A 21,750-nucleotide genomic window follows, 5' to 3' on the forward strand; every position below is an offset into this window, starting at 1 on the left:
GTAATTTTTAAGGAGGATCATTTCGTCAATGTCAATTGAAGTAGGCAGCAAGTTGGAAGGTAAAGTAACAGGGATTACTCATTTTGGAGCTTTTGTTGAATTGCCTGATGGAGTAACCGGTCTCGTTCATATTAGTGAAATTGCCGATAACTATGTTAAGGATGTGAACGAATTTCTTAAAGTGAATGATATGGTCACGATCAAGGTGATTAACATTGAAAAAGATGGAAAAATCGGCTTATCCATCAAGCAAGCTCAGGATCGCCCTGTTGAAAGCAAGAAGCCTACCCATCAAGGTTCTGAACGCCGTACAGAGCATCGTGGCTCAGAACGTCGCTTTGAAGCTCGTGGCTCGGATCGCCGAGGGGATTCCAGAGGATCTGATCGTCGTGGGGGAGATTCACGTAGAAAGGTTGGATTCGAGGATATCATGTCTAAGTTTTTAAAGGACAGTGAGGATCGTCTAACTTCTCTAAAGCGAAACACCGAATCAAAACGTGGGGGACGCGGAGCTCGTAAAGGATAATACGGAAGATGTATATAAAGAACCGTGCTTGATGAAGCATTCATATAATGGCTAGCTCGTTCGCTGAGCTTGCCTTTTTTATTTTCTCTCAAGCTAGTGAATGGTCTACCTCAATACTAGAAGCTTCTGCTCTTATTTTCCCTATATATAAGTAGATCTGTCTTTATTCCAAAATCATTTAGTCAGTAAGTAACAAACCCTCAAACATTTCCCTCCAATCCGACATCGTTTCCCTCCGCTTACTAGCGATCGTACGTTTCTATGTTACACATAATAAGGGTGGAATATCTCTATTGGTAACGCGAATCACCTAACACGGTCTAACCTTTTTCGAAAAATGACGATACAGAGGAAATATGTCGTACTCTTTTTTTTCACGCCTCTTTAATTTTGACAAAAAATCTTTTTCTCCCATGCTTATAATGGTAGCACTATAAAGAACGGGTGGTGCTACTATGCTTAGAAAAGTTGAACAAATAATCCTACATCCTTTCATCGGTCAAGTCGAAAAGCAGCAAGCCCTATTCAGCTCTATGGGTAAAGCGCTATACACATTTATTCAACGCTGGGGCGTCATTTATATGCTTCTAGGTTTTCTGTTAGGCCGAGCGATGATTATTGGAGAACTGACTCCTTTTGCTGTTCCCTTTTTTGCGGTGTTATACCATTTGCGGCGTGATCGGCTCTATGTAGCTGGGTTTGCTATCCTTCTAGGAGCATTTACTCATCAATTAGGTCATCCAATGACTTTACTTGGCGGTATGGCTTTATTCCTTATCGCTCAAAGAGTGATGGAAGCATGGGGAAAAGCGGATATGAACTATACTCCTTTTGCCGTCTTCTTCGTTGTCTTTTTAAGTAAAAGTCTAGTTGCTGCTTTCACAGAATGGACAGGCTATCATCTAATGATGGCCGGGGTTGAAGCCACCTTAAGCTTGGTGCTAACCTTGATTTTCGTTCAAAGCCTTCCATTAGTCACTGTAGCGAAGAGAACGCAGCCTTTAAAAAATGAGGAGATTGTCTGTTTGATCATCCTTCTTGCATCTGTTATGACGGGAACCGTTGGTTGGATAGTCATGGAGCTCTCCTTAGAGCATATTTTATCTCGCTATGCCATCCTGATCTTTGCTTTTGCGGCTGGAGGAGCGATTGGGGCAACAGTAGGTGTAGTAACCGGGATCATTTTAAGTCTCTCCAATATTGAAGCTATGCTACAAATGAGTCTTTTAGCGTTTAGTGGTTTACTTGGTGGTTTACTGAGAGAAGGGAAGAAGATCGGGGTAGCTGTAGGTCTACTTGTGGGTACACTGCTTATCGGTTTTTATATCGGTGAAGCAACCATTTGGCAGACGATGAATGAATCACTGGTAGCGATCGTCTTATTCTTGTTTACTCCTAAAGTTATTTTTCAGAAAATTTCATCGTTTATCCCCGGTACAGTGGAGCACGCTAATGTACAGCAGGATTATATGAAGCGACTACGGGAAGTCACTTCACATAAGGTAGAGCAATTCTCTACCGTGTTTCAGCAGCTATCCAATAGCTTTACGATGCAGCCAACTATGGTTGAGGAGGACCAGGATCGAACCCTTGATTTGTTTTTAAGTCAGATTACAGAAAAAACGTGTCAGAGCTGCTTTAAAAAAGAGCAGTGCTGGGAGCGTAAATTTGATGATACGTATCGGTTAATGAAGGAGTGCTATAACCATTTGCACAGCCATGGAGAAGTGAAGAAGACGTTCGCCCATGGAGAATTTTCTAGACACTGCGTTAAATCGCAAAAGGTTCTTGAGGTCATGACGCAAGAGTTCGATCAATTCAAAACACATTTAATGTACAAGAAAAAAATGAACGAATCGCGAAGACTAGTCGCTGAACAGCTCTCTGGGGTGTCACAGGTCATGACTAACTTTGCCCGGGAAATTCAAAAGGAAGGGGAGGTCCACCATATTCAAGAGCAGCAAATCCTGGACGCCTTTGAGGATATTGGCTTATCCATTAGATATGTAGATATTCTCTCTCTAGAGGAAGGGAACGTACAAATCGAAATTAGTCAGCCTGTGTGCTTTGGACGAGATGAGTGTGGCAAGATCATCGCCCCGTTGCTCTCTGAGATCGTTGGAGAAACGATTACTGTGCTTCAAAAGGAATGTGATTTCTTTCAGGATGGCTATTGTAAAATGAAGCTGGTTTCAGCTAAATCCTTCAAGGTGAGCACAGGGATATCCAGTGCGGCAAAAGGGGGTGGCTGGGTGTCCGGTGATAATTTAAACACGATGGAGGTAGGCAACGGAAAATATGCTATTGCCATTTCAGATGGGATGGGGAATGGAGAAAGAGCTCATCAAGAGAGCAATGAAACGCTCACTCTGCTCCAGCAAATTCTTCATTCGGGAATTGAGGAAACGGTGGCTATTAAATCCATCAACTCCGTGCTGGCTCTGCGCTCATCGGATGAAATCTTTTCAACGCTAGATTTAGCCATGATCGATTTACAGACGGCAAAAACTAGGTTTCTGAAAATCGGTTCGACGCCAAGCTTTATCAAACGAGGGGATGAATGCTTAACCATTACCGCTCACAATCTACCTATTGGCATCCTACATGAAATTGACGTAGATGTAGTTACTGAGCAATTGAAGCCTGGAGATTTATTGATCATGATGACGGATGGACTCTATGATGCTCCGCGTAAGGTAGAAAATAAAGAGCTATGGATGACACGGATGATCTCTGAGATTGTAACCAAGGATCCTCAGGAGGTAGCCGACCTTCTACTAGAAAAGGTTGTCCGCTATCAGCAAGGACATATTGTGGATGATATGACCGTTGTTGTCGCTCGCATTGACCGTAACATCCCACAGTGGTCTACCATATCCATGCAAGGAATACCGAAGATTAAAAAGAAGCCTTCTAAGATTTCCTAGATTGGTATAGAACGCTCCTGCCTTGTTAAAGCTGATAAATGAAAGTCAAAAAGGACGATAAAACAAGGAGGAGCTTCGAATGAATAAAGGACGATTAAAGCAAATTCTACTATTAACAGACGGTTGTTCCAATGTAGGTGGAGATCCTATCGCTGTGGCGTCAATGGCTGGAGAATACGGTGTTACGATCAACGTGATCGGAATTGTTGATGAGGATTCCTTAGGTGAAAAAGGGAAGGCCGAGGTTCGCGACATTGCTTTGGCTGGTCAGGGAGTCTATCAATTTGTACGGAGTAAGCAGCTACCAAAAACAGTGCAAATGGTTACTAGAAAAGCGATGAATCAAACCCTTCATCATGTGGTGAACAAAGAGCTACGTCATATCTTAGGAGATAAGGAGCAGGTCGAGGCTCTACCACCTGAGCAGCGTGGAAAGGTAGTAGAAGTGGTCGAGGATCTAGGAGAAACGATGCATTTAGATGTATTGGTACTCGTTGACGCTAGTGCCTCAATGACAAATAAACTACCTTCTATCAAGCAAGCCCTAAGAGATTTGAGCTTATCCATGCAATCAAGGGTAGGGGACAGTCGCTTTGCTGTATGGACGTTTCCAGGGCAGCCGCAGGCTGTAGAGAAGAAAATGGAGTGGTCAAGTCAAGTAGATTCCTTGGAACGGATATTCTCCACCATCACACCTCGGGGTACAACACCTACTGGTCCAGCGTTAGAGGAAGCATTAAAGGAATTTGCCCATCAAGAGCGACCGCATAAGGAAGAAGGGATGCTGAGTGACTACGTCTTTTAGTCCATCTATAATACAAGGCAAGTGGCATCAAAGAAAGTATCAAATTGAAAAAGAACTAGGTCAAGGAGCCACAGGTACTGTTTATTTGGTCCGTCATCAGGGATCTCCTTACGCCTTAAAGCTTGGGACGGATTCGTTTTCGATTACAGCAGAGGTGAATGTGTTAAAGCATTTTGCAAAGGCTCAGGGAGGCTTCCTTGGGCCTTCCATCATGGATGTTGATGATTGGGAGAAGGGGCAAGAGCTTCAATCCTTCTATGTTATGAATGTGATTCAAGGCACCTCCTTACCTCCTTTTATCAAGCAAAAAGGGAAGGAATGGATACCTGTCCTAATCCTCCAGCTTCTCACCTTTTTAAGTGAGCTACATCAAATGGGCTGGGTGTTTGGAGACCTTAAGCCTGATAATTTAAAGGTTGTAGGAAAGCCCTATAAGATAGCGTGGTATGATGCTGGAGGAATGACAAAGCTAGGGCGTTTAATTAAGGAATACACAGAATGGTATGATCGTGGAGTATGGCAAATGGGGGATCGTAAGGCTGAGCCCGCCTATGACCTTTTTAGTGTGGGAATGATCATGCTAGAGCTCTATTTAGGGAAGCGACCAGAGCCGTCTGAGGAGCCAAACAAGCAGCTAAAGGAGCTCGTGTTTCAAAATCAACAAATTTTTCCCTATCAAAAGGTGTTATGGGAAGCTTTATCGGGTAAGTATGCTACAGCGGATAAAATGAAGCAAGCCCTCCTGCAAGCGTGGCATGTTCAAAAAGGAGGCTCCTTCCTACAGCCATCTTTAGAGCCGAAGCTTGATCAAGCAAGCAAGAAACGGAAGAAAAAGAAGAGCAAATGGGGCAAGGTCTTATTTCTATTATTTCTTTCATCTTTTTTCCTGTTTCTATATGCACTATACTTATACTCACAGACGTTTTAGTGTGAGGTGAACACGGGTCATGAGTCAAGCAGGAAAAATCATGGAGATTTGTCTGTTAGCTGGAGAGATCATGCTGAAGTACGGAGCAGAAACGTATCGCGTGGAAGAAACGATGGAACGCATGGCTGGGGCCAAGGAGATGAAGGATGTACATAGCTATGTGACCCCTACGGGAATTTTCTTTTCCTTTAAATCCGCAGACAAGGTTGGTGAGCGATCCAGAATCATAAGGATTGATGACCGCCTTGTTGACTTAAACAAGGTCACTCTAGTCAATGATCTTTCTAGACGCTTTGTTAATGGGCAGCTTTCCCTAGATGAAGCGGAGAAAGCACTGAAGAAGATTGACCGAGGCAAAATGCTTTATTCGGTTCCGTTACAGCATGCTGCAGCAGGACTAGCTGGAGGCTCCTTTGCCATCCTATTTGGAGGCGATTATATCGATTTTATACCTGCCTTTATCGCAGGTGCACTGGTGAATATATGTTTATATTTTTTACAGCTTAAGCTACAGGTTAAATTTATTGCCGAGCTGTTCTCTGCTTGTATTGGTGGAATGAGCTGTATACTTTTGTTTAATCTTGGACTAGGAAATCACCTGGATCAAATCATTATCGGTTCCCTTATGCCGCTAGTACCAGGGCTCCCGTTAACGAATGCTGTCCGTGATATTATGGCAGGCGATCTAGTATCAGGGGTTGGACGCGGTGCAGAGGCCCTGCTTACGGCTCTTTCGATTGCCACAGGGATTGCCATAGCGATATCCCTATTTTTATGATACATTTATTCAAACATAAGAGGGTGCTTGAAAATGATAACAGGAGCCGTATTTTCTTTTACCGCTACAGTAGCTTATGGCTTAATCTTTAATGTTCCTAAAAAAGCATTAGCCAGCGGAGGGATCATTGGCATGGGTGGCTGGCTGTTGGTTCAATGGCTTTCAGCTGAATGGTTATCCAGCATGGTTAGTATTTTAATCGCTAGCATTTTTGTGGCAAGTGTGAGTCAGCTCTTAGCTAGACCATTGAAAATGCCAAGTACAAACCTTAGTATTGCGGGAATCATCCCTTTAGTTCCGGGAGCTATGGCTTATCGAACGATGCGTAGCTTTGTAGATGGGAACTATATAGAGGCGATTGAGTTAGCTACAGAAACCTTACTAATGGCAGGAGCGATAGCCGCTGGGCTGATGATATCCCTATCAATCTTCTCCATGACGAAAGGAATGAGTTGGAGAAATGGAGTTAGACATTCATAGCTTTGTGGCTAAACATGGACTTTTTCAGCAAGGGGATTCGCTCCTTCTGGCGATCTCTGGTGGAGTAGACTCCATGGCTCTGCTGCATTGGTTCATCCAACAGCGTGAGGCTCAGTCCCTAACGCTACGAGTTATTCATGTGAATCATCAGCTAAGAGGAGAAGAATCAGAGAGAGATCAGCAGCATGTCGAAGAGATGTGTCGACAGTGGAATGTGCCCTGTAGCTCAGTGCGAGTTGATGTTGTAACTTATGCGCGTGAAAAACGTATAAGTAAGCAAGTAGCAGCACGGGAATGCCGCTATCAGGCGTTTGAGCAAATAGCTAAGCAATACGATATATCCATAATAGCTACTGCACACCACGCAGATGATCAGGTGGAGACAGTGCTTATGCGTCTCATTAGAGGTGCAGGGATACAAGGCTTATCTGGCATCCCCTCACTAAGGAGAACTAATGCGTATATGATCATTCGGCCCTTTTTGAAGGTAGCCAAAAAACAGCTTGAGAGCTACTGTCAGGTGCATGATATACCCTATCAATTCGATCAGAGTAACAGCATGGATGACTATACACGTAATTATGTCAGACATCATGTTACACCGTTATTGACTGAACTTAATCCTCAGCTACACGAAGCGATAGGAGATATGACAGAGCTACTAAGGGAAGAGAATGACTGGCTCACTCAGGAAGCCAAGAAATATGCCGATCAGATCATAGAAACAAAAGACGCTCAGCAGGTCACACTTAATCTTTCAACGTTTCGTCACATACCTCTTCCTTTACAAAGGAGGGCAATTCTACTAATATTAAATTGTCTGTCTGAACCAGGGAGCCAGTGGTCTAAGACTCATATTGATCAACTGCTTGAGCTCTGTATTCAGGAGCAGGGAAGAAAAGAGCTTCATTTACCACATAGCATTTTGGTTCAAAAGGAATATACAAATCTTACGATAGGGAAACGAGATGCTGTTCAAAAACATCAGGTGAGTTCATATTACATACGCTTACCGTCCGAAGGAGAGTTAGACGTTCCTGAGCTATCCCTTAAAATCAGGGTAGAAGCGTACAGAACGGCTCTTGAGGACATCCAGCAGCAGGGGAAGAGTGTAGGGAAGACAGTCCCTGATTTACCCTCTGAATGGAGGAGCTTACAGTCAGGTCAGCGCTACAGGGCCCAATTTGATCTCCAGCAGATTTCTTTACCACTCATACTTAGAAATCGTCAACCAGGAGATAAGATCCAGCCATTAGGTATGAAGGGACACAAGAAGGTCAAAGATATTTTTATTGATGCAAAAATTCCTCAAAAGGAACGGCAGCGCTGGCCTCTCATTGCGGATCAACTTGATATCCTATGGATTCCTGGAATTAAACGAGCTGATCGATCAAAGGTGAATCAAAAGACGGAGCAATGCGTCGTGGTGACCGTGGAAAAATTATAGGAGGCAATGGTGTATGCTACAGGATATACGTGAGGTGCTGATTTCTGAAGAGGAATTGCAAACAAAAATTAAAGAGCTAGGTGCTACTTTATCTGAGGAATACAGGGAACGAAACCCATTAATTATTTGTGTTCTCAAAGGGGCTGCCCTGTTTATGGCTGATTTAGTCAAAAAGATGGACGTACATCTAGAAATGGACTTTATGGACGTATCCAGCTACGGAAGCTCCACAAAGTCTTCCGGAGAAGTGAAGATAATTAAGGATCTTAATACGTCTGTAGAGGGTCGTGATGTCCTTATTGTGGAGGATATTATCGATAGCGGCTTGACGTTAAAGTATTTAGTTGAGCTATTAGAGCATCGCAAAGCGAAGTCTGTAAAGATTGTGACACTGCTGGATAAGCCACATCATCGCAAGGTTGATTTGACCGCTGACATAACCGGCTTTACAGTGCCAGATGAGTTCGTTGTAGGGTATGGTCTAGATTACGCTGAGAAATATCGTAACCTGCCATTCATAGGGGTGTTGAAGCCTCATGTTTACGAAGGTCAATAAACTTGAGTGTCAAACTTTTTGTGTGCTACAATATAAATTAGTTGCTTTTTACTCGCGAGAGGAGGTTGGGGATGAACCGTATTTTTAGAAGTTTAGCATTTTATATCTTTATTATCTTCGTCACGGTTGGGATTGTGAACTTTATTTTCCAGTCAGGACAAGATACACCAGAAATTAAATATAATGAATTTGTTGATCGTCTTCAGGCTGGGCAAGTTGAATCTATTAACATACAGGCCGATCGTGGCGTTTGGTATATAGAAGGTCAGTTTGTAGAGGGCTTCGAGCGAGATACCTTCACCTCATTTGCCCCATTGGATTCCGATGATTTCTTTACTACAGTCAGTCAATCTGAGGCGAATGTCACTTGGGTACGAGCGAAGGGTGATCCGATTTGGTTTACGTTCTTAACCGCTCTTATTCCGCTTTTATTGATCTTTATTATCCTTTTCTTTATTATGAGCCAGGCTCAGGGCGGCGGAAACAAAGTGATGAACTTTGGAAAAAGCAAAGCCAAAATGTACAATGAAGAGAAGAAGAAGGTCACCTTTAAGGATGTGGCTGGAGCCGATGAAGAGAAGCAGGAGCTTGTTGAGATAGTTGAGTTTCTTAAGGATCCACGTAAGTTTACACAGCTAGGAGCTAGAATTCCTAAGGGAGTTTTATTAGTTGGACCACCAGGAACAGGGAAAACCCTACTTGGAAGAGCAGTTGCTGGTGAAGCTGGCGTGCCATTCTTTAGTATTTCCGGTTCCGACTTCGTGGAAATGTTCGTTGGGGTTGGAGCATCACGTGTACGTGATCTCTTTGAAAATGCCAAAAAGAACGCCCCTTGTATCATCTTTATTGATGAGATTGATGCCGTTGGTCGTCAGCGTGGAGCGGGCTTAGGTGGTGGACATGATGAGAGAGAGCAAACGCTCAACCAATTACTTGTTGAAATGGATGGATTTGGAGCAAACGAAGGAATTATCATGATGGCGGCAACAAACCGTCCTGACGTATTAGATCCAGCGTTACTTCGTCCAGGTCGTTTTGACCGTCAAATCACAGTAGACCGTCCTGACGTTAGAGGACGTGAGGCTGTCTTAAATGTTCACTCACGCAATAAGCCATTAGATGAAGATGTGAATCTTGAGATTATTTCTAAGCGTACACCAGGATTCTCAGGTGCTGATTTAGAAAATCTACTTAATGAGGCAGCGCTATTAGCAGCGCGCCGTAATAAATCAAGCATCGCCATGAAGGAAGTGGATGATGCGATTGACCGCGTTATTGCTGGAACAGAGAAGAAGAGCCGTAAGGTATCTGAAAAAGAGCGTAAAATCGTCGCTTACCATGAATCAGGACATACAATTTCCGGCTATTTCTTACCGAATGCGGATCTTGTTCACAAAGTAACAATTGTTCCTCGTGGTCAGGCTGGTGGATACATGGTTCCGATTCCGAAAGAGGAACGATTTATCCTTACAGAGCCAGAAATTAAAGACCGTATTGCTGGACTACTTGGAGGTCGTGTGGCTGAAGAGGTTGTGTTTGGTGAGGTAAGTATTGGAGCGTATGATGATTTCAGAAGAGCAACTGGCTTAGCTCGTAGAATGGTTATGGAATGGGGTATGAGTAAGCTCGGACCTCTTCAATACGGTGAAAGTCAGGGGCAGGTTTTCCTAGGTAGAGATATTGGTCATGAGCGTAACTACAGTGAAGCGATTGCCCATGAGATTGATCGTGAAGTACAACGCATCATTAAAGAAGAATATGACCGCTGTAAAGAGCTTCTTATTAAACATCGTGAAAAGCTGAACCTTGTGGCTGAGACGCTTCTAGAAATTGAAACGTTAACGGCTGAGCAGATTGAGTCTTTACTGGAGAAAGGTAAGCTTCCTGATCCACCTCAATCCTCTGGATCTAACTCAGCTGGGGAAAAGAATTCAGAAGCTACGAAAAAGGATGATGCCAACAAGTCGTCCAATAGCGAAGTGAAGGTTCAAATCCAGAAGAAGGATGAAAACGAAGCTTACTCTCCAACAGAGAAGCAGGATCCTCCTTCCGATACACCTGAAAACGAACCAAAGCATGAGGATAACGATTCGTCTGACTCGAACTCTAACAAAAAGAAAGACTAATCTAAGCTGCGTTCAAAAAACAAGAAATATGATAAAATGGGGAGAGCTAATTAGGCTCTCCTTTCCTTATGGATGTGGATGACCTAACAACTCATACATAATGGATAATTACATCATCTTAAGGAGGAGTTTGGGTGCTTCCTCGTTTTATTTATACTTATGATGAAGATATACAAACACATCATACCAACTGCGTCATCGTTGGAGGTGGCATTGCAGGTCTTTATACCGCATTAACTTTAGATCAGCGTTTACATATTACACTTATCACAAAAGATAGACTTGAAGAAAGCAATACATCAAGAGCTCAGGGAGGAATGGCCGCCGTATTTTCGGAATTGGACTCTTTCAATCAGCATATATCAGATACATTACTAGCTGGGGCAGGGCTGTGCGATGCTGGAAGTGTACAAATTCTGGTGAGTGAAGGACCGGATCGAGTGAGAGATTTAATACGTTTAGGTGTTCAATTTGATCTAAAGGACGGTCAGCTTGCGTTAACTCAGGAAGGGGCTCATACTCATCGGAGAATTTTACATGCTCATGGAGATGCCACAGGAGCAGAGGTCGTTAGAGGTTTGGTCGAACAGGTCAGACAGAGGAAGAACATTACTCTTTTAGAGCATACGCATGTTCTTGATTTGCATACGGAGAAGGATGTCTGCCAAGGGGTATTTATTTTAACTCAGAAGGACCACATTCAACGAATAAAAGCACAAGCTACTATCCTAGCTACAGGTGGTATAGGCCAGCTTTATTTAAACACATCGAATCCTGAAGGAGCTACAGGAGATGGGATAGCCTTAGCTTTTCGAGCAGGTGCCCATATTCAGGATATGGAGTTTGTCCAGTTTCATCCGACGGTTCTTAAGCATCGCGGGGCCCCCACCTTCTTAATTTCAGAAGCAGTAAGAGGAGAGGGGGGAGTTTTGCGCAATAGTCAGGGTGAGCGCTTTATGCCTAAGGCTCATGAGCTTGCCGAGCTAGCACCTAGGGATGTTGTTACAAGAGCCATCGTAAATGAAATGGAACAAACGAATCATCCAGCCGTCTATCTGGATATGACTCATGCTTCAGAGGGGCAGCTCCAGCAGCGTTTTCCAACGATTTTTAAAACGTTACAGCAATTTGGTCTCAATATGGCACAGGACTGGATTCCTGTGGCACCGGCAGCCCATTATCTAATGGGAGGAATCCTTACAGACGAGCATGGAGAAAGTACCGTTAAGAGTTTATATGCTTGTGGAGAAGTAGCATCTACAGGTGTTCATGGTGCGAATAGGTTAGCGTCTAACTCCCTCACTGAAGCTATAGTATATGGTTATCGTATAGCGAAGCATATTGAACAACAATGGGATAAGCCTAAGGAATACAAGGATGCAAAACATATAAATAAAGAAATCCAGCAAGGAACTTTTGAAGAAATACATCAAGATGTCGGAAATAGAACAGAGGACATAGGCGCATTGAAAGATGAGATGCAGCGTTATGTTGGGGTAAGGAGAACTGGTTCTTCTTTACAGCAGTTTGTAGAGCGATGCCAAGAAAAGCTGTTATCTTTACATCATTTAGATACAGCTCTTAACCGGCAGGAGATCATGTGGAGAAACATGTTAACCTGCAGTATGCTAATCGCTCGAAGCGCGCTGTTACGCGAAGAAAGCAGAGGGGGACATTATCGTAATGATTTTCCTAGGCGTAACGATGAGCAATATAGACGGCATCATATCTTATATTTTGATCATCCTACAGGACAAGTGAAGGGGAGATGGGTGAATGTTACTAGTAAATAAATGGAGGAAGCAGATACAGGATTGGTTAGAGGAGGATTTAGGGCAAGGTGATGCAACAAACGCCCTATTTGCTGAAGCTTCGCCTATTCAAGGCTGGATCGTAGCTAAATCGAGCGGAGTTGTAGCAGGTCTGCCTTTGGTTGCACAGGTTTTTCAAGAGCTTGACCCAACTACCCAGCTAACCTTCCACAAAAAGGATGGTCAACGTATACAGTTTGGAGAAGCATTAGTCGAGCTTAAAGGAGCTCCCCAAACTCTACTAGCGGGAGAACGATTAGCTCTTAATTTACTACAACGACTTTCGGGAATAGCTACCCTCACAGCGGAATATGTAGAGCAAGTTAGGGATACCTCTGTACGGATTGTTGATACAAGAAAAACGACACCTGGGCTGCGTGGCTTGGAAAAGTATGCTGTGCGAATGGGGGGAGGGCATAATCATCGCTTAGGGCTGTATGATGCTGCTATGATTAAGGATAATCATATAAAGGCAGCAGGTGGAATCAAGCGAGCTGTAGAGCTATTGCGTAAAGAGCTTCCACATACGATGAAAATTGAAGTAGAAGCAGAATCCATAGAACAGGTTCAGGAAGCTTTGCAGGTTCAAGCGGATATTATTATGCTTGATAACATGTCTTTAGAGGGGATGAAAGAAGCAGTTCAGCTTATTGATCAGCGGGCAATTGTTGAAGCATCAGGAGGGGTGAATTTACAAACGGTTAGAGGGATCGCTGAAACAGGGGTAGATGTGATTTCAGTAGGAGCCTTAACCCACTCCGTTCAGTCACTAGACATTAGCATGGATATTGGGCAGAGAAAAATTTTATAGGCTCGAAGGGATGAGTTTTTATGATATTAGTTATTGATGTAGGGAATACGAATATTGTGGTAGGTGTATATAAAGACGATCAGCTACTTTACCATTGGAGAATCAATACGAATAAAAATCAAACAGAAGATGAGTACGGTATGCTGGTGAAGGGGCTTTTTCGTGAAGAAGGCTTAATTCCACATGATGTACAAGGTATTATCATTTCCTCTGTTGTTCCACCTTCCATGTCAGCTCTAGAGCGGATGTGTGTAAAGTATTTTAATATTGAGCCTCTGACCGTAGGACCTGGTATCAAAACAGGATTACCTATCCAGTATGATAATCCTCGTGAAGTAGGGGCTGACCGTATCGTTAATGCTGTTGGAGCATTGGTGGACTATGAGCCTCCCCTTATTATTGTAGACTCTGGGACGGCCACTACGTTCTGCTATATAGATGAAAAGGGCTGCTTTCAGGGTGGTGCCATCGCTCCGGGGATGAATATTTCAATGGAAGCCTTGTACCATTATGCCTCCAAGCTACCCAAAATTGAGTTTGTCATACCTAAGCAAGCGATAGGGAAAAATACTGTCTCCTCTATGCAATCAGGAACTGTTTTTGGCTACATTGGTTTAGTGGACGGTCTGATTGAACGAATGATTGAAGAGACGAAAACACAGCCTACGATCATAGCTACAGGAGGATTAGCTAAAATTATTGCTGATCAGTCTAAATTTATTCAGCATTATGATCCGTTTTTAACCCTTAAGGGGCTGTATACGATTTATCACCGCAATGTTTAGAAAAGCCACTCATGGACAGAAATAGTTCAGAATGATGAAAAGCAAAATATGTCCAACAGGAGGATATAAAGACGATGACAAAAGGAACCAATACACAGGATTACATAGTAAGGGCGTTATGCTTGGAAGGCAAGGTGCGGGTATATGCTGTGCGTTCCACAGAGCTAGTGAATGAGGTGCAACGCAGGCATCAGACATGGGCTACAGCTACAGCAGCAATAGGGCGTACCCTATCGGTTGGAGCGATGATGGGTGCTATGCTTAAGGGTAAAGAAAAATTAACCATTCAGGTGCGCGGGAATGGCCCTATCGGTAAAATGATGGTCGACGCAAACGCGTATGGAGAAGTTAGAGGGTATGTCGACAATCCACAATCTGATGTGCCGCGCAAAGCAAATGGCAAGCTAGACGTTAGTGGTGTAGTGGGACAGCAAGGGGATATTTATGTCACCAAGGATTTAGGATTAAGGGATCCTTATCAGGGCTACAGCCATATTGTCAGTGGGGAAATTGGAGAAGACTTCACATTATATTTTGCTCAATCCGAGCAAACTCCATCAGCTGTGTCTGTCGGTGTTTTAGTGAATCCTGATGATACAGTTAAGGCAAGTGGAGGCTTTATTATTCAACTAATGCCGGGTGCGGGATTGTCCAATGAGTTTATCACACAATTGGAGAAAAGGTTAGGAGAGATTCCTCCTGTCTCAACGATGATTGATCAAGGGCTGTCTCCAGAGCAAATGATTGAGGAGATTTTTGACAAACAAGATATTCAGTGGCTAGGACAGATGCCAATCCGATTTCAGTGTCATTGTTCGGAGGAAAGAGTGAGAAATACGTTAATCAGTCTGGGCAGAGACGAAATTCAAGCGATTCTTGAAGATGATCAAAAGGCAGAAGTCCATTGTCATTTCTGTAATACTTATTATCATTTTAATCAGACAGACCTTGAACAGTTATTGGCGGAAATAGACGCTAAATAGTTTAGTGAAATACAAATACGTATTCAAGGTGACTAACAGGTGACGAGGCTAATGTAAAAGCCTGAATTTAAGACTTATTGCAAGTGGAAGAAGGATTAAAGGGAAGGAGGGAAAGGGTATGAGCAAAGTAAGGCCACTTTGGGCAGTCATCTTTATCCTCATTTTGCTCCAAGCGGGCACACTATTCTATTTTTTATCGGACTTTGGAACAACGGTACCAGTAGTTGACCAACAGCTATCTCCAAGTGACGAAGTAAACCCGGATAATGAAGTAGAAGAGCCAGTCACTTCTGATAAAGTAGTAGCTATGTTTGCTGGAGAGTCTATCACTATGGAAGATCTGGTGACGCGCTTAATTGATCGCTATGGGGAACAAACTTTAGATGAATTAATTAACCGTAAATTAATTGCCCAGAAAGCTCAGTCATTAGGCCTAGAGGTTGACGAGGAAGAAATTGATCTTGAACTAGAAGCGCTTAGGTTAGGGTACTCCTCGGAGGAAGAGTTTTACCAAGACCTAGAATCCCAAATTGGTATTAGCTCTGCAGAATTAAGAGCCGAGCTAGAGTACTATATGCTACTTGAGGAAATGGCAACGATGGATATCGCTATTACAGAGCAGCAGATTCAGGATTTTTATGAGGAACATGGCTACCTATTTGAAATTCCTACACAGTATCGTGTTCATCAGATCGCTGTTAAAACGGAGCAAGAGGCTCAGCAAGCGCTCAATGAAATTAGCGGAGGCTCTAGCTTTGAAGCCGTTGCGGCAGAACGTTCCATTGATTTAGCTAGCTCTTCAGCAGGTGGCGATATGGGTTTTGTCGCAGAGGATGACTTTTATATAGAGGAGTCTGTCCTTCAAGCGTTAGAAGCGCTTGAGCTAGATGTGTTAAGTGAGCCTATAGAGACGAGTGAAGGCTTTGTTATCGTCAAAGTAACGGAGAAGAAAGAAGGCAGTAAACAGAAGTTAGAGAACGTGAGCGCGAAAATACGTCGCCAGCTTGCCTTACAGCAAATTGATGGGGTAGAGGAGTTTTTAGAGCGCTTACGAGAACAAGTGGGTATTGAAAAAAGCCTACCTTGATAGCTGATTAGAAAAATGGGTCTTAAGCACGAGCATTCAGAAGAATATTAGATTGACTGGAACATGAATCAATTGGTAAAATGTTATAAAATACACAAAACCTATCTTCTTACTAGGTTTTGGGCGGAGGGATATAAACATGCGTGTTGCGAATTCCATTACTGATTTAATCGGACAGACGCCTTTGGTTAAACTAAATCGCTTAGTAGGTTCTGAGGATGCTGACGTTTATTTGAAGCTTGAATTTGCCAATCCCGGAAGCAGTGTGAAGGATCGTATAGCGTTAGCGATGATTGAAGATGCTGAGCAAAGAGGTGTGTTGTCGAAGGACACGACGATCATAGAGCCAACCAGTGGAAATACGGGAATTGGATTAGCTATGGTTGCTGCAGCTAAAGGCTATAAAACGATTCTAGTTATGCCAGATACAATGAGCTTAGAGCGTCGGAATTTACTCCGTGCTTATGGAGCAGAGCTTGTCTTAACACCTGGAGCTGAAGGAATGAAAGGCGCTATCAAGAAAGCGACGGAGCTTGCTGAAGAAAATCAGAATTATTTCATGCCTCAGCAATTTAATAACCCTGCTAACCCACGGGTTCATGAGCTGACAACAGGAAAAGAGCTAGTGGAGCAAGCTGGAGATCAATTGGATGCGTTTATTTCTGGAATTGGGACAGGTGGAACCATTACGGGAGCAGGAAAAGTGTTAAAAGAGAAATACCCTTCTATTCAGATCGTGGCCGTTGAGCCGAAGGATTCTCCTGTGCTTTCAGGAGGTAAACCCGGACCGCACAAGATTCAAGGTATTGGTGCAGGCTTTGCCCCTGAGATATTAGATACAGAGATATATGATGAAATTATAACGGTAGCTAATGAAGAAGCGTTCGAGGTAGGAAGAAGGCTGGCCAAGGAGGAAGGAATTTTAGGGGGAATTTCCTCTGGTGCCGCGGTATCTGCTGCCTTACAGGTCGCAAAGCGATTAGGCAAAGGAAAAAAGGTTATAGCTATTGTGCCTAGTAATGGCGAGCGTTACTTAAGCACAGCTTTATTTCAATTTGAGGAATAATGGTAAAACGTTTGATTTAAAAACCTAAGCCCATGTCGGTTTTTACTGTGTTGCTAACTGGCATTGTGGGGTTGTTACCCGATTGTTAACCAAACAGTAAGAGCATCTTCATGATCGTTTAAATGCAGAAGCATATAGATCATGTAGATGCTTTTTTCGTGTGCTAAGTTTCTTTCTCATTCATCCATTTGGTATAGTGGAAATAGCTGAATTTGTATCGAAGTATAATGGAAGGGATAAAAATAATGTTCAAGCGTTTCAGACAATTACTTCTTACACGGAAGCCCTATCGATTACAAACACTGATCATTCTACTAGTTAGCGCTGTCACAGCTGTAGCTCTTATTTTGACAGGTATTCTTGTAGCTAATGATTATGCTACAACAACTCAAAGAAATCTAGAGAATCGAGCACAAGCGATTGCTTTAGCTGTAGGCCAAGCACCTACTGTGCAAAGCAGCTTACGCCAAGGAAACTACGGTGGTGAGGTCCAGTCCTACACTCTCGCGGTTAAAGCTGAAACAGACGTAGAATATATCGTAGTTATGGACATGAATAGCATCCGGCTCTCTCACACGAACGAAGAGATCATTGGTGAAAAATTTGTTGGGGGAGATGAAGGACCAGCTCTGCAAGGTGAGACATATACGTCTGTTGCCGTCGGTACACTAGGTGAATCAATGCGGGCGTTTGTACCAATTTGGGATGGTGAGGAGCAAATTGGTGTTGTAGCTGTAGGAATAGCTACGGAAAAAATCAATGAAGCGATCATTGGTAGTCAGAAAATGGTTTTCTTCGGCTTAGGTATAGGGCTTGTTGTAGGATTACTTGGTGCGCTTTTGCTGGCTCAAAAGGTTAAGAATTCTATGCATGGCTTAGAGCCTGTGGAAATTGCCCAGCTTTTGGAGGAAAGAGAAGCGATGCTTGCATCCGTACGTGAAGGAATTGTAGCGATTGATGAACAGGGAAGAATTGTGGTGGTCAATCATGCCGCCCGCGATATGTTTAATAAGGCTGGTATGAAGGAGGAGCCTGTAGGTAAAAGCATCCAGTATTTTTTACCTGAGTCCAAGCTACAAGATGTCCTTGTCCATCAGAAGCCTGTTCTAGACCAAGCCCAAAAGCTTAACCAATTAGAAATCTTGGTGAATCATGTCCCTGTTACAGCAGGAGGAAAGCTTGTTGGAGCACTAGCAACATTTCGTGATAAAACGGAGCTGACTAGTATGCTGGATCAGCTGTCAGGGGCGAAGGATTATGCACAGAGCTTGCGTATGCACACCCATGAATTTATGAATAAGCTTCATGTGATTTCGGCCATGGTGCATACGCAGTCCTATAGTGATCTAAGTACCTATATTAAACAAATTGCTAATTACTATCAGCAGGATGTGGGCTGGGTTTCAAGTCATATTAGAGATCCTATCCTTGCGGGCTACTTATTAAATAAGCTAAACCTTCTGGAAGAGAACAATGTTCTTGTCACTTTGGAAGGAAGGTTCGCTTGGCCCAACATTAAGAGTGCTGAACTGATAGATGCGCTAACGACAATTATAGGTAACACACTAGATAACGCTTATGAAGCGATAGCTGAACAAGAGGAAAAGAAGATTAAGATTACTTTAACGTATGCGAAAGGCTTGTTAGAATGGACAGTGCGGGACAATGGACCAGGTTTTGATCAAGAGGCCCTCGAATATTCAATGAAAAAAGGAACATCCACAAAAGGAACAGACAGAGGTTTTGGTATGCACTTAATTCAACAGGCGGCTGAAGAGTCAGGGGGAACGGTGCATATAGTACCACGGAAAGGAGTAGGGGTGGCCGTGCAGGTGTACATCCCTTATCATAAAGATGATTCAGGTCTTAATCATTGAAGATGACCCTATGGTAGCAAAGTTTAACGGCATTTACTTGAATCAAGTAGAAGGCTTTGAATTGACGGGGACGGCTGACGGTATAGCGGCTGGATGGCAAATTTTAAACAGAAGTACGATCGATTTAGTTCTACTTGATATATATATGAACCAAGAAAACGGCTTACAGCTGCTTGTGGATTTAAGAAAAATGAACTACCCAGCTGATGTCATTGTGATCTCCTCTGCTAATGATCCTGAATCCATTCAAACGGCCCTACGCTATGGAGCTGTGGATTACTTAATCAAACCGTTTGATTTCGAACGATTCCAAGAGGCCTTACTTCAATACAAGCTTAGGAGAGAGGGAATGCAGAAAGAAAGTCTTAGGCAAACGGAGCTTGATGCCTTATTTCATTCCAAGCTGCCTAATAAGGATCAAATGGAGGAGCTTTTACCCAAAGGGATTACAAAAGAAACCTATCACCGTGTGCTGCGTGACCTTACTAAGCTTAAGGGTTGGTTCTCCACCGCCGAGCTTTCTGACGTAACGGGGATATCACGTGTTTCACTTAGAAAATATTTGCGTTTTCTAGAAGAGGGTGGTTTGTTGCAAAGTGATATAAGCTATGAAGGAAGTGGGCGTCCCTTTCATAAGTATAAGCTTAGTACAGGAGGGCGTGACTATGTTCTTTCGGTAATAAACAAAGAAGATTAAAATAAGAATGGTCTAGAGAAACACTAGAAAAGTACTAGAGAGGTAACTAGAGGCAACTTAAAAGAACTAAATTAATTAGAGTTCATAAAGATAAAGCGTTCGCTAAGAGCGCTTTTTTTAGTTACAAAAGGTAAAACAATAGTTTCATAAGCTATACGAAATGAGTTGATTAATAGAGAATGGAGGTAAGCGCTTTCAAGAAAGGGATGAAATGGTTATGAGACAAATGGCCTTATCAATCTGGAACTCATTATGGTCCCAGCATAAAAAGACAAAGGATGCTTTAAACGTTTTCTCTTTTAGGAAGCCTTCCGACAAGGGTTTTAATAAAGTGAAAGAATCCTATGACCAAGAGAGGATCATCCAGGCGAAAGGAGAAACTGATTCCAACTCTGCTCAAAACGCTTCAACTGAAAAAGAAACTCCTCCCATTCAAAATTCAGAAGGAGGAAGCAATAACAAGCGAAATGAGCCCGAGCCTGAGATTAAAAAGCCCTATACTCGTGCTCAAGTGGTTGGACTCTTTTTAGGACCAGCCCTATTTATTCTCACTTTGCTATTTTTCCATCCAGAGGGACTTTCCACTGAGGCGAAATCCGTTTTGGCGGTCACGCTATGGATTGCTGTTTGGTGGATTACGGAAGCTTTGCCCATTCCAGCAACATCTTTACTCCCTCTTGTTCTTCTACCTATTACGGGAGCGATGTCTGGAAGTGATGTTGCTTCCTCCTATGGGAATGATATTATCTTTCTTTTTCTAGGTGGTTTCTTTATTGCCACAGCGATGGAAAAATGGAATTTGCATAAACGTATGGCTCTGTTTATCATAGCTATGATCGGTACAAGTACACAACGGATATTACTTGGTTTTATGGTAGCCACCGGCTTTTTATCGATGTGGGTTTCCAATACGGCAGCTGTTATGATGATGATTCCTATGGGGCTTGCCATTACTGTACAGGTGGCAAGTGCTATCAAAAATACACCACAAGAATCAGAGCTTCCGAAATTTGAGAAAGCTCTTATCTTTGGGATTGGCTACGCCGGAACGATTGGAGGGCTAGGAACCTTAATTGGAACCCCGCCAAACATTATTTTGGCTGCTCAAATGGATGAGCTTTTCGGAATCAAGATTTCCTTTGCTCAATGGATGATCTTTGCTGCACCGGTTGTCATTCTTATGTTGTTTATCACTTGGATATATTTGGGCAGGTATAAATTTAGTACGTCTATTCAGCAGCTACCTGGAGGAAGAGAGCTAATCCAAAGTGAAAGACGAGCGTTAGGTCAAACATCTTTTGAAGAGAAGTCTGTTGGAGCAGTTTTTGTGTTTGCTGCCTTTATGTGGATTACACGCGAATTCTTTTGGGTGGAGGACGGACTGTTCTTTGAAATTCCGGGTATATCTGATGGGATGATAGCTATAATGGCTGCAGCATTACTCTTTACTATTCCAGCCAAAGCAAAATCAAGTTTACGAATTTTGAATTGGAATGATTCAAAGACGATACCATGGGGAGTTCTGTTACTTTTTGGAGGAGGTCTGGCTATTGCTGCTGGATTCCGTACAACGGGGCTATCTGATTGGATGGGAGAGCAGCTCACCGTACTTGATGGATTAAGTCTTGTCGTCATTATAGCCTGTGCTACATTATTGATTATGGCTATGACGGAAATCACCTCTAATACAGCAACCGCAACGATGATATTGCCTGTTGTTGGCGCCTTAGCTATCGCTCTTAACATCCATCCATTTGCGTTAATGGTCCCTTGTGCCATGGCGGCGAATTGTGCCTTTATGCTACCGGTAGGAACACCACCTAACGCTATTATCTTTGGGACAGGTAAGCTGAAAATTATTGAAATGGTACGAGCAGGTTTTGCCGTAAACGTAGTGGCTACTATTATTATTATTCTAGCCGTCTATTATTTACTGCCGCTTGTTTTTGGAATTGATTTAAATCATTTACCAGCGAATCTGTCTAACTCTATTGAAGGATAGGATCGAAGACTAAAACTAAATTATTTAATACGTAACATATGTATGTGTTCAAAGATAC

Annotated in this window: 18 protein-coding genes; all 18 read left to right on the forward strand. The window is 42.9% G+C overall.

Annotated elements, in window-relative coordinates; genetic code table 11:
- The first annotated feature begins 28 nt into the window (after positions 1–28).
- The 18 genes from J2S11_RS17215 to J2S11_RS17300 all read left to right on the forward strand — a co-directional run bounded on the left by J2S11_RS17215 (position 29) and on the right by J2S11_RS17300 (position 21,692).
- Positions 29–526 (forward strand): S1 domain-containing RNA-binding protein, encoded by a 498-nt coding sequence (locus J2S11_RS17215; protein ID WP_307396635.1) that lies wholly within the window; start codon positions 29–31, stop codon positions 524–526.
- Between the two features lie 455 nt (positions 527–981).
- Positions 982–3,453 (forward strand): stage II sporulation protein E, encoded by a 2,472-nt coding sequence (spoIIE, locus tag J2S11_RS17220; RefSeq protein WP_307396637.1) that lies wholly within the window; start codon positions 982–984, stop codon positions 3,451–3,453.
- Between the two features lie 79 nt (positions 3,454–3,532).
- Entirely contained in the window at positions 3,533–4,258 is a 726-nt protein-coding gene (locus J2S11_RS17225) for a vWA domain-containing protein (RefSeq protein WP_307396638.1), read from the forward strand.
- On the forward strand, positions 4,242–5,186 hold the full coding sequence (locus tag J2S11_RS17230) for a protein kinase domain-containing protein (RefSeq protein WP_307396639.1): 945 nt from the start codon (positions 4,242–4,244) through the stop codon (positions 5,184–5,186). Before J2S11_RS17225 ends, J2S11_RS17230 begins: the two co-directional genes overlap by 17 nt.
- A gap of 19 nt (positions 5,187–5,205) precedes the next feature.
- Positions 5,206–5,964 (forward strand): threonine/serine exporter family protein, encoded by a 759-nt coding sequence (locus J2S11_RS17235; protein ID WP_307396640.1) that lies wholly within the window; start codon positions 5,206–5,208, stop codon positions 5,962–5,964.
- A gap of 33 nt (positions 5,965–5,997) precedes the next feature.
- Positions 5,998–6,444: a threonine/serine exporter family protein gene (locus tag J2S11_RS17240; RefSeq protein ID WP_307396642.1), complete on the forward strand. Its 447-nt coding sequence runs from the start codon at positions 5,998–6,000 to the stop codon at positions 6,442–6,444.
- Complete coding sequence (gene tilS / locus J2S11_RS17245; protein ID WP_307396644.1) at positions 6,425–7,891, forward strand: tRNA lysidine(34) synthetase TilS; 1,467 nt, start codon at positions 6,425–6,427, stop codon at positions 7,889–7,891. The genes J2S11_RS17240 and tilS overlap by 20 nt, the downstream gene beginning before the upstream one ends.
- A gap of 13 nt (positions 7,892–7,904) precedes the next feature.
- Positions 7,905–8,447, forward strand: coding sequence for a hypoxanthine phosphoribosyltransferase (gene hpt / locus J2S11_RS17250; protein ID WP_307396645.1), 543 nt, complete (start codon positions 7,905–7,907; stop codon positions 8,445–8,447).
- A gap of 71 nt (positions 8,448–8,518) precedes the next feature.
- Entirely contained in the window at positions 8,519–10,573 is a 2,055-nt protein-coding gene (gene ftsH, locus J2S11_RS17255; RefSeq protein WP_307396646.1) for an ATP-dependent zinc metalloprotease FtsH, read from the forward strand.
- A gap of 134 nt (positions 10,574–10,707) precedes the next feature.
- A complete protein-coding gene (locus J2S11_RS17260) occupies positions 10,708–12,366 on the forward strand; it encodes an L-aspartate oxidase (RefSeq protein ID WP_307396648.1) in 1,659 nt (552 codons plus the stop codon).
- A complete protein-coding gene (gene nadC, locus J2S11_RS17265) occupies positions 12,350–13,195 on the forward strand; it encodes a carboxylating nicotinate-nucleotide diphosphorylase (RefSeq protein WP_307396649.1) in 846 nt (281 codons plus the stop codon). Before J2S11_RS17260 ends, nadC begins: the two co-directional genes overlap by 17 nt.
- A gap of 20 nt (positions 13,196–13,215) precedes the next feature.
- Positions 13,216–13,980: a type III pantothenate kinase gene (locus tag J2S11_RS17270; RefSeq protein ID WP_307396651.1), complete on the forward strand. Its 765-nt coding sequence runs from the start codon at positions 13,216–13,218 to the stop codon at positions 13,978–13,980.
- Positions 13,981–14,054: 74 nt separating this feature from the next.
- Positions 14,055–14,963, forward strand: a complete 909-nt coding sequence (gene hslO, locus J2S11_RS17275) for an Hsp33 family molecular chaperone HslO (RefSeq protein ID WP_307396653.1) — start codon at positions 14,055–14,057, stop codon at positions 14,961–14,963.
- 118 nt (positions 14,964–15,081) lie between these two features.
- The gene (locus tag J2S11_RS17280) at positions 15,082–16,050 is read left to right on the forward strand and encodes a peptidyl-prolyl cis-trans isomerase (protein ID WP_307396654.1); all 969 of its coding nucleotides are present in this window, start codon (positions 15,082–15,084) and stop codon (positions 16,048–16,050) included.
- A gap of 139 nt (positions 16,051–16,189) precedes the next feature.
- Positions 16,190–17,116: a cysteine synthase A gene (gene cysK / locus J2S11_RS17285; RefSeq protein WP_307396655.1), complete on the forward strand. Its 927-nt coding sequence runs from the start codon at positions 16,190–16,192 to the stop codon at positions 17,114–17,116.
- Between the two features lie 245 nt (positions 17,117–17,361).
- Positions 17,362–18,993, forward strand: coding sequence for a DcuS/MalK family sensor histidine kinase (dcuS, locus tag J2S11_RS17290; protein WP_307396657.1), 1,632 nt, complete (start codon positions 17,362–17,364; stop codon positions 18,991–18,993).
- Between the two features lie 10 nt (positions 18,994–19,003).
- On the forward strand, positions 19,004–19,690 hold the full coding sequence (locus J2S11_RS17295; RefSeq protein ID WP_307396661.1) for a response regulator: 687 nt from the start codon (positions 19,004–19,006) through the stop codon (positions 19,688–19,690).
- A 217-nt stretch (positions 19,691–19,907) separates the two neighbouring features.
- A complete protein-coding gene (locus tag J2S11_RS17300; RefSeq protein ID WP_307396662.1) occupies positions 19,908–21,692 on the forward strand; it encodes an SLC13 family permease in 1,785 nt (594 codons plus the stop codon).
- The last annotated feature ends 58 nt before the right edge of the window (positions 21,693–21,750 follow it).

The organism is Bacillus horti, assembly GCF_030813115.1.
Lineage (GTDB): Bacteria > Bacillota > Bacilli > Caldalkalibacillales > JCM-10596 > Bacillus_CH > Bacillus_CH horti.

Bases quoted from the DNA above. Each gene is read 5' to 3' on its own strand.
- J2S11_RS17300 (WP_307396662.1), top strand. From the start codon at position 19,908: ATGAGACAAATGGCCTTATCAATCTGGAACTCATTATGGTCCCAGCAT.
- J2S11_RS17240 (WP_307396642.1), top strand. From the start codon at position 5,998: ATGATAACAGGAGCCGTATTTTCTTTTACCGCTACAGTAGCTTATGGC.
- J2S11_RS17215 (WP_307396635.1), top strand. From the start codon at position 29: ATGTCAATTGAAGTAGGCAGCAAGTTGGAAGGTAAAGTAACAGGGATT.
- hpt (WP_307396645.1), top strand. From the start codon at position 7,905: ATGCTACAGGATATACGTGAGGTGCTGATTTCTGAAGAGGAATTGCAA.
- ftsH (WP_307396646.1), top strand. From the start codon at position 8,519: ATGAACCGTATTTTTAGAAGTTTAGCATTTTATATCTTTATTATCTTC.
- dcuS (WP_307396657.1), top strand. From the start codon at position 17,362: ATGTTCAAGCGTTTCAGACAATTACTTCTTACACGGAAGCCCTATCGA.
- hslO (WP_307396653.1), top strand. From the start codon at position 14,055: ATGACAAAAGGAACCAATACACAGGATTACATAGTAAGGGCGTTATGC.
- J2S11_RS17295 (WP_307396661.1), top strand. From the start codon at position 19,004: ATGGTAGCAAAGTTTAACGGCATTTACTTGAATCAAGTAGAAGGCTTT.
- cysK (WP_307396655.1), top strand. From the start codon at position 16,190: ATGCGTGTTGCGAATTCCATTACTGATTTAATCGGACAGACGCCTTTG.
- spoIIE (WP_307396637.1), top strand. From the start codon at position 982: ATGCTTAGAAAAGTTGAACAAATAATCCTACATCCTTTCATCGGTCAA.
- nadC (WP_307396649.1), top strand. From the start codon at position 12,350: ATGTTACTAGTAAATAAATGGAGGAAGCAGATACAGGATTGGTTAGAG.
- J2S11_RS17225 (WP_307396638.1), top strand. From the start codon at position 3,533: ATGAATAAAGGACGATTAAAGCAAATTCTACTATTAACAGACGGTTGT.
- J2S11_RS17235 (WP_307396640.1), top strand. From the start codon at position 5,206: ATGAGTCAAGCAGGAAAAATCATGGAGATTTGTCTGTTAGCTGGAGAG.
- J2S11_RS17270 (WP_307396651.1), top strand. From the start codon at position 13,216: ATGATATTAGTTATTGATGTAGGGAATACGAATATTGTGGTAGGTGTA.
- J2S11_RS17280 (WP_307396654.1), top strand. From the start codon at position 15,082: ATGAGCAAAGTAAGGCCACTTTGGGCAGTCATCTTTATCCTCATTTTG.
- tilS (WP_307396644.1), top strand. From the start codon at position 6,425: ATGGAGTTAGACATTCATAGCTTTGTGGCTAAACATGGACTTTTTCAG.